Source organism: Proteiniborus ethanoligenes (assembly GCF_900107485.1).
GTDB lineage: Bacteria > Bacillota > Clostridia > Tissierellales > Proteiniboraceae > Proteiniborus > Proteiniborus ethanoligenes.
In genome coordinates, this window is the sequence record NZ_FNQE01000027.1 from 41,919 (window position 1) to 55,019 (window position 13,101).

Genomic DNA, 13,101 nt, shown 5'->3' on the forward strand with positions numbered 1-13,101 from the left:
TTATACGGATATATACATGTTTTTCCTTATTTTTTTGTCGATATTATATCAATCCAAAAATTAATTGTTCCTTTATTTTGAAATATAAAGCAATTTCCGTCTTTCTTTTTTATCTTTTCTATTAATCTTCCAGAAGCATTTACTTTAAATCCTTCTGGGACCTCTATCTCTACATAGAAATAGTTCTTATCTTTGTTATCATATGTGTTTTCTAGGTGCCATCCCTTATTATAATATGCTATAATAGGATACCAGTTGTCTAAAGAGTATTTTATTTCTCCCTCATTTGTAATTAGGTCTAGTTTCGAAATATTAACATCATAATCGATTTCTATGATTATTTTATCCTCTTTTTCCAATTCATTGTCTAAATTAACCATTAAAATGTTTTTATCTTTGCCAATTATCCTATAGTCTAGGTTCTTTCCTTTTGCCCTAACTCTTTTTATTTGAAATTCCTTACCTTCTAAAGATACTATCTCTTCAATTGCTTCTTTTCTTATATTTATATTGTTAATGTATAAAAATACTTTTTGGATGTTTTTATTAGTTTTATTTATGTATTCAATTTGTTCTTTTACATACAATCCTTCACTTTTTGAAATATATTTGGTAATTATTGTGTACTTATTCATTTCTTTTATACTGTTTATATTCCATGTTATTTGGACATCATCACTTGTGAATACATATATTACAATTGGTGTAGCTAGTATTAATAATAATATTATTATTTTGTGTATCAGTTTTTGAAATAGTTTTTTCATTATCCTTCTCCCTATTTTTTGTTGTCCACATTAATAATATATTTATGACAATTAAAAATATGACTGAAGGTATGATATAATATTATATAAGTAAAATGTAATTTTGGTAGGTGAAGAATATGTCATTTTTTCTGGAAATCACCAATTTAGATTTAGGTGATACCCCTGTAGAAAATATATTTATAAACGATTTTATGCCGATGGCAAATGGTACATATGTTAAAGTTTATTTATTAGGATATAAATTTGCAAAGGATAAGGATGAAAACCTATGCTTAAGCAATGAAAGCATATCTAGGCATTTAAATATTCCTTTATCAGATGTATTAAAGGCATGGGATTTTTGGGAGCAAAAAGGCATCATCCTAAAGCATAAAAAAGAAGATGGTGATGAATACGATTATAAGGTTGAATTTTTAAATTTAAAGCAATTATATATAAAAAATAACTTTATGCCAAAAACATCATCTGGCTCTGGACAAAGCTCTAATACAATATATACTTGCTCTCCAGAAGATTTAGTTGAGGCAAATAAAATTCCAAGTATTCAGGAAATGTTTTTATCTATTGACTACATCGTAAGGCGACCATTGGTGCCTAATGAAAAAAGGAAAATTCTTGAATGGCTATATAATTACAACATGAGCCCTGAAGTAATAGTTAAAGCCTTTTTTCATGCAGTTGAAAAGAGAGGCATAAGAAAAATCAACTATATTGAAGGTATTATAAGAAATTGGTATGATATGGGTATAGTTAACTCAGAAGCTTTAGAAAATCATTTGAAGATGCAGGATGAAAAGTTTTACAGCTATGATAGAATAATGAGGTCCCTTGGCTTTAATAATAGAACCCCAAGTGAAGCAGAAATGAAAGTTATAGACAAATGGTTTGACGAATGGAAATTTACTATGGAGGTTGTTTTAAAAGCATGTGAAAACACTAAAAAAACTGCCAATCCTAGTGTGAATTATATTGATGGAATATTATCTTCATGGCACGAAAAAGGAATAAACACTGTAGAAGAAATAGCTGAAAAAGATAAGCCTAAAGCCCCTGCACAAAAAAAAGATAAGAATATTCAAGCAGGAGGAAATAATTTTAAAACCAGATTCCATACTATTGAACAGAGAACTTCAAAATATACCCCTGAGGAATTAGAAGAAATAGCAAGAAAACGAAGAGGATGATAATATATGGAAAAGCCATACATACAAGAAATATTAAGAGAATATGAGCTTAGGAGAGATAGAGCATTATACGAGCAAAGGTTAAGAAAAGAAGAAATATATTTAAAAATACCTAGATTAAAAGAAATTGATGACGAAATATCTAAAACAGGTCTTCTAATAGCTACTGCCATGCTTCAAAATCCACAGTTATACGAGGAAAATCTTAATAAAATAAAAGCAGAAATGGAAAAATTGAAAAGAGAAAAAGCTATACTTATGACTGAAAATAATTTCCCATTAGAATATCTAGATGTAAACTATCTTTGTAATAAATGTAGCGATACTGGTTTTTTAAAGAATGGCTCAAAATGTAACTGCCTAAAGCAAGAGATGATAAACAGAGCCTACAGAATGTCCGGAGTTCAACATGCTTTAGAAAAAGAGAATTTTAAAACATTTAATATAAATATATTTTCTCCTGAGCCTTTTGAAAACGAAAAGCTTTCTCCAAGAGAAAATATGCTAAATATTTTAAATAACTGCGAAGGTTTTTGTATAAACTTTGATGAGGATAATGAAGAAAATTTGCTGTTTTATGGTACAACAGGATTAGGAAAAACATTTATGTGCAATTGCATAGCAAAGGCCCTCTTAGATAGGGGTAAAATAGTAATCTATCAAACTGCCTTTAAAATACTAGAGATAATCGAAGAACACAGATTTAGAAGAAACTCCCAGCAAAGCATGGATGACAATAACTATAATTTGTTATTCGATGCTGATCTTTTAATAATTGACGACCTAGGAACTGAGCTTACAAATACATTCACTAACACCGAAATATTCAACATTATTAATTCGAGGCTATTAAGGCGAAATAAAACTATTATCTCCACTAATCTTTCCCTAATGGAAATCGCAAATACCTATGATAACAGAACTTTTTCCAGAGTATTTGGCAAATTTGCACCTCTTAAATTCTATGGACCTGATTTAAGGTGGGAAGCCTACAGAGAGTAATAATAAAGCTCACTATTTCAAAATTCAAGAGATAGTGAGCTTATTTACGCAATAAAAAAGCCGTCCTGATTATTACAATCAAAACAGCCTTTTTTATGGAGCTGGTGAAAGGACTTGAACCCTCAACCTACTGATTACAAGTCAGTTGCTCTACCGATTGAGCTACACCAGCATAATTAACTTTACTTCTCGGATTTAACTGTTTAGTTTTATTAACTCGTTCGCTGTAACTAAGCGATGCACACAAAATCAAAAGCATGATTTTGGTGCCCTGCTTATACCGATTGAGCTACACCAGCATAATATCTGCGCAGTCTCGCAACACAAATTTGTTTACTCCCATACGGTCGTACAAATTTGGTGCTCGTTGCGTTTGACCTACCTACAATTCGCTTCGCTCATTGGGTTAGGTCATAATGGCGACCTGGAAGGGACTCGAACCCTCGACCTCCAGCGTGACAGGCTGGCATTCTAACCATCTGAACTACCAGGCCGTATATATTAATTAAGAATTAAGAATGGAGAATTAAGAATTACTTTGGAAATACATTCCAATTTTCAATTGCCATTATTCTTAGCTTATGGCTTTTTGTTTTTTTAATTCTCAATTTTCAATTTTTAATTTACTGCTTTGCAGTATAATGGTGGGCGCAATAGGGCTCGAACCTATGACCCCCTGCTTGTAAGGCAGGTGCTCTCCCAGCTGAGCTATGCGCCCTTATTTGATTTGTTTGTGGTAATAACCATATTTTTAAATTTACTTTGCTGGTCCCAACAAAGCGATCCTCGCAAAACGCTATGCGCGTTTTGGATGCCTGCTTTTCCCAGCTGAGCTATGCGCCCTTAGTAAATTGAATTTATTTAGGTTATAATGGTGACCCATCCGCGACTCGAACGCGGGACACCCTGATTAAAAGTCAGGTGCTCTACCGACTGAGCTAATGGGTCTTGTTGAATTTAATTTACGGTATTAGCCATCACTTCGTTTTAATTCATTAATATCAACTAAGCGATTCACTCCAAACCAGAAGCATGGTTTGGGTTCTCTGCTTATACCGACTGAGCTAATGGGTCTTGTTTAAAGACTACTCTTCATATGATACAAGAAACGACCTTTTTTGTCAATGATTTTTTTATATTTTTTTCATAGACTCATAATGATTATCAATCTAAGATTTAGCATGGTATAAATCTTAGATTGATAGGAAGGATTTTATATTTATCTACAGGTAACTAATTCTATGAAATTGTGTTTTTATCCACAGTTTGTCCTAAAAAACTATTTTTAATCCACATATCCACAGACATATGCACAGGTGTTCGCTTGTTATTTGTGAATAACTTTGTTAATTTGTGTATTTTTGTGCTTTCATCTCAAAGTAATCACAATATACTGTATTGTTTTTAATTGAAAAATAATCTTCGTATAGTAGATATATTTTATCATCATATAATTCATTTTTTAAATTTATATGCTTTGCCTTATATTCACGTATGGTTTTAAAGCCACATTTTTCATAGCATTTTATGGCTCTCTTATTAAATTTCGCTACATCTAAATACATAGTTTTCATTTTCATAATATTAAAGAAATAATCTAACAACAATTTTATAGCCTCTGTACCATATCCTTTATTTAATATGTCAGGATCAAAGACTATGCCTAGTCTTGCACTTTTCCATATTCGTCTAATGTTTCTTATATTTATATATCCTATCATTCTGTCCTGTCCATCTATCACGGAAAAGCATTTTGTATTCCTTTGCTGTGTTCTATAATTGTACCACTTAACAATCTCTTCATCACTTAGCTCTGGAAAGTTATAGTCTTTAAATAAAGGCTCCTGGTGCTTTCCCCAATTTAGCATTTCATATACATCTTTTACTTCTAAGGATTTTATCTTTATTCTATTTCCTTTAATATCACACACTATTTTTCTCCCCCTGATTATAGAGTGCGTTCGCCTGCTATCTTATTATTATATTGGTTTCTCCATATTTAAAAACTTAGTGTATTGTCCCATAAACACTAATTCTACAGTACCTGTAGGTCCATTACGATGCTTTGCAATAATTATCTCTCCAATATTTTTCTTTTCTGAATCAGGATGATAATATTCATCTCTATACAAGAACATTACAATGTCAGCATCCTGCTCTATAGCTCCAGATTCACGTAAATCTGAAAGTATAGGTCTATGGTCAGACCTCATTTCAGGTGCACGTGATAGCTGTGACAAGGCTACTACAGGACAATCCATTTCCTTTGCTAAACCCTTTAACCCTCTTGATATGGCAGATATTTCCTGTTGCCTGCTTTCAATTCTTCCTTCACCTGACATAAGCTGTAAATAATCTATCATTATAAGTCCTAGGCCTTTTTCAGCTTTAAGTCTCCTACATTTGGCCTTCATTTCCATTAAAGTGATTCCCGGAGTATCATCTATAAATATATTAGCCTGAGATAGGGGTCCCATAGCTCTTAAAAGCTTTGGCCAATCATCTTCATTTAATCTACCGTTTATAATTTTTTGGAGTTCTACATGAGATTCAGAGCTTAGCATACGTTGTACCAGCTGCTCCTTTGACATCTCAAGACTAAATATAGCTACTGAAGCATTTCCTTTTAAAGCTGCATTCACAGCAACGTTAACAGAAAATGCAGTTTTACCCATGGATGGTCTTGCAGCCACTAATACTAAATCAGATTTCTGTAGCCCAGAGGTTTTGTTATCTAAATCTATAAATCCTGTTGTAAGTCCTGTAATACTGCTTTTATTTTGAGCCATCTGCTCAATTCTTGCAAAGCTTTCAAGAAGTACTTCTTTTATCGGATCTAAGCCTTCACGACTTCTTTTTTGAGTTATATCGAATATTTTCTTCTCTGCTGCATCTATTATTATATTAATATCTTCGTCTGCTTCGTATCCCTTTGCTATTATTTCATTAGAAGCATTAATAAGCCTTCTAAGTATTGACTTCTCCTCTACTATTTCACAATAAAATTTAATATTTGCAGTAGTAGATATACTTTCTGACAAATCTGCAAGGTATAGTATTCCTCCTATTGCATCTAATGTATCTCTTTTTTTAAGCTCATCAGATAAAGTTATTAAGTCTACAGGCTCATCTCTGTTGTATAAGTCTATAATTGCTTCATATATTTCCTTATGAGCCTCTTTATAAAAATCTCCAGATTTTAATATCTCTGTTGCAACTACAATTGCATTCTTATCTAGTATCATAGAGCCTAAAACAGACTGCTCTCCCTCTATACTATGAGGAGGTATTTTACCTAGTGAATTTAATTCCATTAAATCACCCCAATTTTACATTTAAAAGATGTTGATTCTCCATTTCAATAGTTAAATAATCTTTAAATAATAAATACAAGATACTAGATGAATAATTGCATCAAGTATCTTGTAATATCTAGTCTTATTCCTCTATTACTTTAACCTTTAGTTTTGCAGAAACATTAGGATAAACTTTAATGTCTACTATAGTAGTACCAATGCTTTTTATGTTACCGCCTTCTATATCCATTTTTCTTCTATCTATATCTATTTTATGTTGTGCCTTAAGTGCTTCTGACACATCCATTGTAGTTATTGAACCAAACAATTTCCCGTTTTCCCCTGCTTTTCCTTTTAGCTCTACTGTAAGATTTGATATTTTCTCTGCTAATTCCTTTGCGTTTGTTAGCTCTTCTTCTTTTTTGATTTTTTGTGCAGTCTTTTGTTCTTCTAAAACTTTAATATTGCCTTCTGTAGCTTCCTTTGCAAGATTTCTAGGTAATAAAAAATTCCTTGCATATCCATCCTTTGCATTTACAACTTGGCCTTTTTTGCCCAATCCTTTTACATCTTGAAGTAATATAACCTTCATTATTTTTCACCTTCCTTAAAATATTCCTCAATTGCTTCTTTAAGCATTTCTTCTGCTTCATCTATACTTACATTTTCTATCTGTGCACCTGCCACAGCTAGATGACCACCTCCACCTAACTTTTCAAGAATTAATTGTACACTTACATCTCCTAATGATCTTCCACTAATATGGACTTTCCCCTCACTAAAAGCCAATACAAAAGAAGCTACTATGCCTTTAATATTAAGAAGATCATTAGCTGCCTCTGCAGCTATAAGAACTGAGTCTTTGCTTTCTTCCCTAAAGCTAGAAATAGCTATTTTACCATCTATTATCTTGGCCTCCTTGACTACCTCGGCTTTAGATATAAACGTGGTTATATCATCCTGAAAAAGCTGTCTTACAGCTGTAGTATCTGCACCAGCCCTTCTTAAAAATGATGCTGCTTCAAAGGTTCTAACTCCTGTTTGAAATGTAAAGTTTTTAGTGTCAACACTAATACCTGCAAGCAATGCCTCAGCTTCAAATTTATTGATATCCATTTTATCGCTCATATAGGATAGTATTTCTGCAACTAGTTCACAAGTAGAAGAAGCATAGGGTTCGAGATAAGTTAAAACGGGGTCTTCTATAAATTCTGCTCCTCTTCTGTGGTGGTCAATGAGTACAACCTTATCAATAGTTTCTAATAAATATGGAGCTTCTGTATAACTAGGCCTATGATTATCAACTACTACACATAATGCTGATTTGTCTGCCATAATTCTGGCTTGATCTGGTGTTATTATATCTTCCAAATACTCTGGATGCTCAACCTTTAGTCTGTCAAAAATATTCTTAATAGAAGGATTTACTCCACTAAGAACTATATATGGTTGCTTATTTCTATTTTTTACAGCTCTATATATGCCTATAGATGCTCCAAAGCTATCCATATCTCCATTTTTATGTCCCATTATAAATACTTTTTCAGATTGCTCTATAAGCTGTCTAAGTGCATGGGCTATTACTCTAGCCTTTACTTTTGTCCTCTTTTCAACAGCCTTGCTCTTGCCTCCATAAAAGCTGAGTTTATCAATTCTCTTTACAACAACCTGGTCTCCACCTCTACCTAAAGCTATATCCATTGCAGCCTTTGCATATTCATACTGTTGTGTTAAGCTTTTACCGTTTACTCCCACACCTATACTAAGAGTTACAGGAATCTTATTTCCTAAATCAATCTCTCTTACATTATCTAAAATCTCAAACTTTTTCATTTCTAAATTCTCTAAATGTCTATTTTCAAAAATAATTAAATATTTATCATTTTCGTATTTTCTTATAAAACCGCTTATTCTAGCTGCTAAGGAATTTAGCATTTTATCTATTTCAGCAAAAACTATGGGTCTATTTGTCTCATCTGTATTGTTTCTAACATCATCATAATTATCTATTTGAATTAAGCCTACATTTACCTTTTCATCATTATACTTAGTTTTAAGTGTAGTAAAGTTTGTATTGTCTATCCAATATAGCATTATTATATACTCATCTATACTATCTCTGCCCTTACTTACTCCAACAATATTGTATAGTACCTTATAATATTTTTCCTTATAAGATATTTCTATAGGAGTTTCCTCTTTTTTGTTCATTATATTATCTATATTGAAGCCTGGTATAATATTTCCTATATTTTCTTCTAATAAATCCTTTGAATCTGTCATTTGAAGAAATTTAGAATTATACCAGCTAATAGAGCCATCAGTTTCAACCATAACTAAAGGAATTGGCAGGTTGATTATAGCATATTTAGTAGCAGTATCTATTCCACTAGTTAGACTTTCTATATACTTTGTCCATTCAACTTTTTTCAGATGATTGTTTTTCCAATGGTAATATACTAGATAGGCTAAAAGAACAACACCTATTAATGCTATTCTAGGTTCGTAGAATGCTATTATCCCTATCAATACTCCTATAATAAGCAAATAGAGCTTCGAATCTGGTATTAAAATCTTAAATAATCGTTTATTTGCCATGACAAATCCTCCCCCAAGGAGCTATTCGGCTTTTTTAAGCCTTCTAAAGTCAATTCCAACATCTAATAATCCGATAATAGAAACTACCAGACTCAAAGGAACATTAATAATTATAAGTATTATTAATATAATCTTGACAATCCTGTTCATTTTTCCCCTGTTTACTAAAAAAACTACTACAGACAATCCTTGAATAAAAAATACGAAGGATATTAGTAAAAAGGTATTAATAAATATTGTTTCATAATAAAAAAGCTTCATATATCTAATTACAGAGGCGGCAGCAAGAATAACTATGGAGCCCATTATTATATTGCTAGGGAGTCTAAAATTTGAAAACATTGGTATATCCACAGTTTTAAATCCTAATCTTTTTAATATAGCTGTAGCCATCCAATAATTTATATATACTATAAAAACAGAAACTATAATCAAAGATGCAGGTATAATAATTATAATATATTCTACAGTTGCCATTAAAGCATCTTTTATGAAAGACATTTCATAGCTGGATATATCCATGTCTTTTAAAATATTTAATTGAAACTGCAAATTGTCTGCTAAAAATGTGTTAATTTGGCTTAAAAAGCTTACGCCCGTTATGTATTCAATAATACTTAAAGATAATAAAGTAGAGACTAAAGTAACTATTGAACTACCAATCAATATTTGCTGAGGCTTATATTTTCTATTTATCATATAAGTTATTATAATAGATAGCAAACCAAATTCTAAAAAAATAAAAATACCTGTAAAAATATCCATAAGTACTCCGATTAATATGCTAGATATTAATATTGAGTATATGTTATACTGGGTTTTATGCCTTACTCCTAGGATAATAAAAGGTATTGGGTAAAGTAAAATTATTACTGGAAACATTAAGTTCCCAACAATTACAAGTATTGTCATAATTGCTGTAATTATTGCAGCTTCCGTTATGCCATTTGTCTTATTTCCTAAGTTCAAGTTTTTCACCTCTATCCTCTTTTTCTCTTAGAGTATTCTAGTAGACTACTTAAATCTCCATACCACTTTTCTATTTTATGATCTTCAATAAGTCCTAGCTTTGCTTTTTCTTCTACCTTAGCATCTATGCTTTCATATGAAAGACCAAGCCTTTTACCAAGTAGGTATGCTACTAGTATTATATTGGATATTGCATCTAGCATTGCATCATGACTGTCTTGTATACCCTTTGCAAGAAGCTCATACAACGAAGCTATGGCTGTTAAGAGTTCACTTTTTAACCATTCAATAATCTTAATATTTTTTGTAATATCTATATTTTTATCATTGAAAGTCATGTTATACCCCCCCATAATACATTATAACAAATCTACCGTGGTTTAACTAATTATATTTAACAAAAATCCTTCTCAATTTAAATAATTCCTTAGCTCTTAACTAAACCATTGTGTTTTTTCTTATTTCTACAGAATAATTTAAGCTTCCAAAGCTACTGGAAGCTTAATCTTTAATTAAAGTCTTAGGTAATAATCTCAATATTATTGTTGCTAAAACCCCTCCCACTAAAGCTGTATAAAGCTGTGGAAGAGAAAACATAGCTATGATTTTGGGCGGAACATTAGGTACAAAAAATGCTAAAACATATTTTACTGATATCATAAGAACCAAATACTTAGCTAATGATGCACCTACAACAGCGGTTATGCTTGCTCCCTTTATATTTAAATTTCTTCTTAATATATTAAAAATAAAAACATATACAAAATTACCTATAATAATAAAAGGAACTACTGGTGGAAATCCCATTATACCAATGAGCAATGCTATTAAAGGTGTGAAACTACCTACTACTGCACCTGAAAATGTTCCCATTAAGCCTGCACTTATAATAAGAACTAGGTTTACTAATGAGCCTACAATAGGCTGCGAAAGCTGCCTTAGGCCTATTTGAAACACTAAAGCTAGCCCTAGAAAAAGTCCTGTTCTAGTAATAAATCTTGTTGAGAGAACCTTACGCTTCATTTAAACCTCACCTCGCAAAAAATTTTTATATCTATAACTTATTTGTTTACTTGCTAATTCTATCAGAAAACAAGCCAAAAATCTATTTAATAAAAAAAAGGGATATATACTTAAATATATTCCCTTTTGTTTATTATTAAATCTATTTAAACTAGTCTGCTGTGTATGGTAAAATCGCAACTTGTCTTGCTCTTTTAATAGCTCTTGTTAGTTCTCTTTGATGTAACGCGCAATTTCCCGAAATTCTTCTAGGAAGTATTTTTCCTCTTTCGGTAATATATTTTTTAAGCTTGTTAACTTCTTTGTAGTTTATTTTATCAACATTATCTACGCAGAAGCTGCAAACTCTCTTTTTTGCTCTGAATCTTCTTCCTGGTTGTGCCATTCTTTTTCCCTCCTTTTTTAGAATGGAATATCATCATCATCAGCTGGATGGAAACCGTCCATGTCTATTCCAGCATCAAAGTCTCTATTCATACTATTGAAGTCTCTATTTGTGTTTTGACTTCCTTGCTTAGAATCTCCCCACTCAAGGAATTGTACCCTATCTGCTACCACATCAGTGGTATATCTTTTGGTTCCATCTTGAGCAGTATAGCTTCCAGTTTGGATGCGTCCTTGGATTCCTACAAGCCTGCCCTTTACTAGATAATTTGCACAGTTTTCTGCTTGCTTTCCCCAAACCACAATATTAATAAAATCAGCTGTAGGTTGTCCTTTGCTCTCTAATTCCTGTTTTTTTTCTCTCGATAAATGATTTTTATCTACTGCTATGCTAAATCTAGAAACTGCCATACCACTAGACAAATATCTAAGTTCAGGGTCTCTTGTCAATCTTCCAATTAGTATTACACTATTCACAATTACACCCCCGTACAACATTATTATTCTTCATCTCTAATAATCATATGTCTAATTACATTGTCTGTAATTTTTGCTATTCTATCCATTTCGTCAACAACATCTGATCCAGCATTGAATTTTAGTAAAACATAGTAGCCTTCTTGGTAATCATTGATTTCGTAAGCAAGCTTTCTGTTTCCCCATACATCAATGTTATCAACTGAACCATTTGTTTCAATTATGCCTTTGAATCTTTCAACAAGGTTGTTTCTTGATTCCTCTTCCATGCCTGGTGCAAAAATTAAAACAGCTTCGTATTTTCTCATGTACTTCACCTCCTTTTGGACTAAACGGCCCTATTTTTATAATAGAGCAAGGATAATATACTACATCATGGTATTATATCACTGATTATATGAAAATACAATAAATATATTGAAAAAATTTGACCCTTCAATCATTTATTAATTTATTTTTTATACTGCTATATTAAATAATATCATAATTCTTATAAGGTAACATCAATTATAGGGTATAATAGTACAGAGAATATATTATTTGGAGGTGTACATACACAATGAAAGAAATCATTTTAGCTGGTGGATGCTTTTGGGGTGTTGAAGAGTATATATCTAGAATTAATGGAGTAGAAGATACTAGAGTTGGTTATGCTAATGGAACAAGGAAAAATCCTACTTATGAAGAGGTATGCACGGGAACTACTGGCCATGCTGAAGCATGTATTGTTAAATACAATGAAGAAATAATTTCTCTTGAAGAGCTTTTGGATAAATTTTGGAAGGTTATCGATCCTACTGCTTTAAACAGACAAGGACCAGATGTAGGTCATCAATATAGAACTGGCATTTATTATATAGATGACAGTGACTTAAATATTATACAAAAGTCTTTAGAAGAGGAGCAAAAAAAACATAGTAGAGCTATAGTTACTGAAGTAGAACCACTTACCTGCTTCTATGATGCAGAGGAGTATCATCAGAATTATTTAAAGAAAAACCCAGGAGGCTATTGTCATATAGATTTAGATTCTTTTTAAATTATTATATTTTAAGAGCAATCTGGTAATATGTCAAGAGATGATTTTTAAAGAAAATAAAAGAAACAATTAAAAAAGAGTAATCTTAATAGAACCTATAATTTTTTTGAGAAAAATAGGTTTGAGAAGGGAAAATATTTTATTGAATCTCTCCAACTTTATCGGTGGAGTAGATTTGATTTTTAGTCAGCAATCCAAAAATCAGTCGTACTAATTTACGAGATGTAAGTGCGAGTGCTCTTTTATGTTGGTGGGTAGTTACTTCACCGTACTTCTTGTAATAAAATTGTTTATACTCTGGTATATGGTTTCGAACACTGTTAGCAGCCTCAATCAGGTAGTATCTAAGATATTTGTTT

The 13,101-nt window shown here is 31.7% G+C and carries 14 protein-coding genes, 4 tRNA genes and 1 pseudogene; 3 read left to right on the top strand and 16 right to left on the bottom strand.

What is annotated here, in order from left to right; translation table 11 throughout:
- Positions 1-26: 26 nt before the first annotated feature.
- Entirely contained in the window at positions 27-767 is a 741-nt protein-coding gene (locus tag BLV37_RS11380; protein WP_091731518.1) for a gluzincin family metallopeptidase, read from the bottom strand.
- Between the two features lie 119 nt (positions 768-886).
- Between BLV37_RS11380 and BLV37_RS11385 the strand changes: the two genes are divergently transcribed.
- On the top strand, positions 887-1,954 hold the full coding sequence (locus BLV37_RS11385; RefSeq protein WP_091731520.1) for a DnaD domain-containing protein: 1,068 nt from the start codon (positions 887-889) through the stop codon (positions 1,952-1,954).
- 6 nt (positions 1,955-1,960) lie between these two features.
- On the top strand, positions 1,961-2,956 hold the full coding sequence (locus tag BLV37_RS11390) for an ATP-binding protein (RefSeq protein ID WP_091731523.1): 996 nt from the start codon (positions 1,961-1,963) through the stop codon (positions 2,954-2,956).
- A 96-nt stretch (positions 2,957-3,052) separates the two neighbouring features.
- Here the strand turns inward: BLV37_RS11390 and BLV37_RS11395 are convergent.
- From BLV37_RS11395 to rpsF, 14 genes are all read right to left on the bottom strand, one after another.
- Positions 3,053-3,128 (bottom strand) — tRNA-Thr (locus BLV37_RS11395).
- Between the two features lie 245 nt (positions 3,129-3,373).
- A tRNA-Asp gene (locus tag BLV37_RS11400) sits at positions 3,374-3,450 on the bottom strand.
- Positions 3,451-3,598: 148 nt separating this feature from the next.
- Positions 3,599-3,674, bottom strand: a tRNA-Val gene (locus BLV37_RS11405).
- Positions 3,675-3,828: 154 nt separating this feature from the next.
- Positions 3,829-3,904, bottom strand: a tRNA-Lys gene (locus BLV37_RS11410).
- A 398-nt stretch (positions 3,905-4,302) separates the two neighbouring features.
- Positions 4,303-4,887, bottom strand: coding sequence for a GNAT family N-acetyltransferase (locus BLV37_RS11415; protein ID WP_091731526.1), 585 nt, complete (start codon positions 4,885-4,887; stop codon positions 4,303-4,305).
- A 48-nt stretch (positions 4,888-4,935) separates the two neighbouring features.
- Positions 4,936-6,270, bottom strand: a complete 1,335-nt coding sequence (gene dnaB, locus BLV37_RS11420; RefSeq protein ID WP_091731529.1) for a replicative DNA helicase — start codon at positions 6,268-6,270, stop codon at positions 4,936-4,938.
- A gap of 124 nt (positions 6,271-6,394) precedes the next feature.
- Positions 6,395-6,844, bottom strand: coding sequence for a 50S ribosomal protein L9 (gene rplI / locus BLV37_RS11425; protein WP_091731531.1), 450 nt, complete (start codon positions 6,842-6,844; stop codon positions 6,395-6,397).
- Positions 6,844-8,850 (bottom strand): DHH family phosphoesterase, encoded by a 2,007-nt coding sequence (locus BLV37_RS11430; protein WP_091731534.1) that lies wholly within the window; start codon positions 8,848-8,850, stop codon positions 6,844-6,846. Before BLV37_RS11430 ends, rplI begins: the two co-directional genes overlap by 1 nt.
- Positions 8,851-8,871: 21 nt before the next feature.
- Positions 8,872-9,828 (bottom strand): YybS family protein, encoded by a 957-nt coding sequence (locus BLV37_RS11435; protein ID WP_091731538.1) that lies wholly within the window; start codon positions 9,826-9,828, stop codon positions 8,872-8,874.
- A gap of 2 nt (positions 9,829-9,830) precedes the next feature.
- Positions 9,831-10,157, bottom strand: a complete 327-nt coding sequence (locus BLV37_RS11440) for a MazG-like family protein (RefSeq protein ID WP_091731541.1) — start codon at positions 10,155-10,157, stop codon at positions 9,831-9,833.
- Between the two features lie 163 nt (positions 10,158-10,320).
- Positions 10,321-10,842, bottom strand: a complete 522-nt coding sequence (locus tag BLV37_RS11445; protein WP_091731545.1) for an ECF transporter S component — start codon at positions 10,840-10,842, stop codon at positions 10,321-10,323.
- 151 nt (positions 10,843-10,993) lie between these two features.
- Positions 10,994-11,251 carry a 30S ribosomal protein S18 gene (gene rpsR / locus BLV37_RS11450; protein ID WP_483145412.1) on the bottom strand — a complete coding sequence of 86 codons (258 nt, stop codon included), beginning with the start codon at positions 11,249-11,251 and terminating at the stop codon, positions 10,994-10,996.
- Positions 11,245-11,703 carry a single-stranded DNA-binding protein gene (locus BLV37_RS11455; RefSeq protein ID WP_091731550.1) on the bottom strand — a complete coding sequence of 153 codons (459 nt, stop codon included), beginning with the start codon at positions 11,701-11,703 and terminating at the stop codon, positions 11,245-11,247. The genes rpsR and BLV37_RS11455 overlap by 7 nt, the downstream gene beginning before the upstream one ends.
- A gap of 23 nt (positions 11,704-11,726) precedes the next feature.
- Complete coding sequence (gene rpsF / locus BLV37_RS11460; protein ID WP_091731553.1) at positions 11,727-12,011, bottom strand: 30S ribosomal protein S6; 285 nt, start codon at positions 12,009-12,011, stop codon at positions 11,727-11,729.
- 251 nt (positions 12,012-12,262) lie between these two features.
- Here rpsF and msrA point away from each other — a divergent pair, with 251 nt between their 5' ends.
- A complete protein-coding gene (gene msrA / locus BLV37_RS11465) occupies positions 12,263-12,742 on the top strand; it encodes a peptide-methionine (S)-S-oxide reductase MsrA (protein WP_091731556.1) in 480 nt (159 codons plus the stop codon).
- A gap of 139 nt (positions 12,743-12,881) precedes the next feature.
- On the opposite strand, the pseudogene BLV37_RS15200 reads toward msrA, so the two are convergent.
- Positions 12,882-13,101: pseudogene (locus BLV37_RS15200) on the bottom strand (IS110 family RNA-guided transposase); the annotation flags it as partial.

Coding starts and splice junctions, on each gene's coding strand:
- BLV37_RS11380 (WP_091731518.1), bottom strand. CDS start 767: ATGAAAAAACTATTTCAAAAACTGATACACAAAATAATAATATTATTA.
- BLV37_RS11385 (WP_091731520.1), top strand. CDS start 887: ATGTCATTTTTTCTGGAAATCACCAATTTAGATTTAGGTGATACCCCT.
- BLV37_RS11390 (WP_091731523.1), top strand. CDS start 1,961: ATGGAAAAGCCATACATACAAGAAATATTAAGAGAATATGAGCTTAGG.
- dnaB (WP_091731529.1), bottom strand. CDS start 6,270: ATGGAATTAAATTCACTAGGTAAAATACCTCCTCATAGTATAGAGGGA.
- rplI (WP_091731531.1), bottom strand. CDS start 6,844: ATGAAGGTTATATTACTTCAAGATGTAAAAGGATTGGGCAAAAAAGGC.
- BLV37_RS11430 (WP_091731534.1), bottom strand. CDS start 8,850: ATGGCAAATAAACGATTATTTAAGATTTTAATACCAGATTCGAAGCTC.
- BLV37_RS11440 (WP_091731541.1), bottom strand. CDS start 10,157: ATGACTTTCAATGATAAAAATATAGATATTACAAAAAATATTAAGATT.
- BLV37_RS11445 (WP_091731545.1), bottom strand. CDS start 10,842: ATGAAGCGTAAGGTTCTCTCAACAAGATTTATTACTAGAACAGGACTT.
- rpsF (WP_091731553.1), bottom strand. CDS start 12,011: ATGAGAAAATACGAAGCTGTTTTAATTTTTGCACCAGGCATGGAAGAG.
- msrA (WP_091731556.1), top strand. CDS start 12,263: ATGAAAGAAATCATTTTAGCTGGTGGATGCTTTTGGGGTGTTGAAGAG.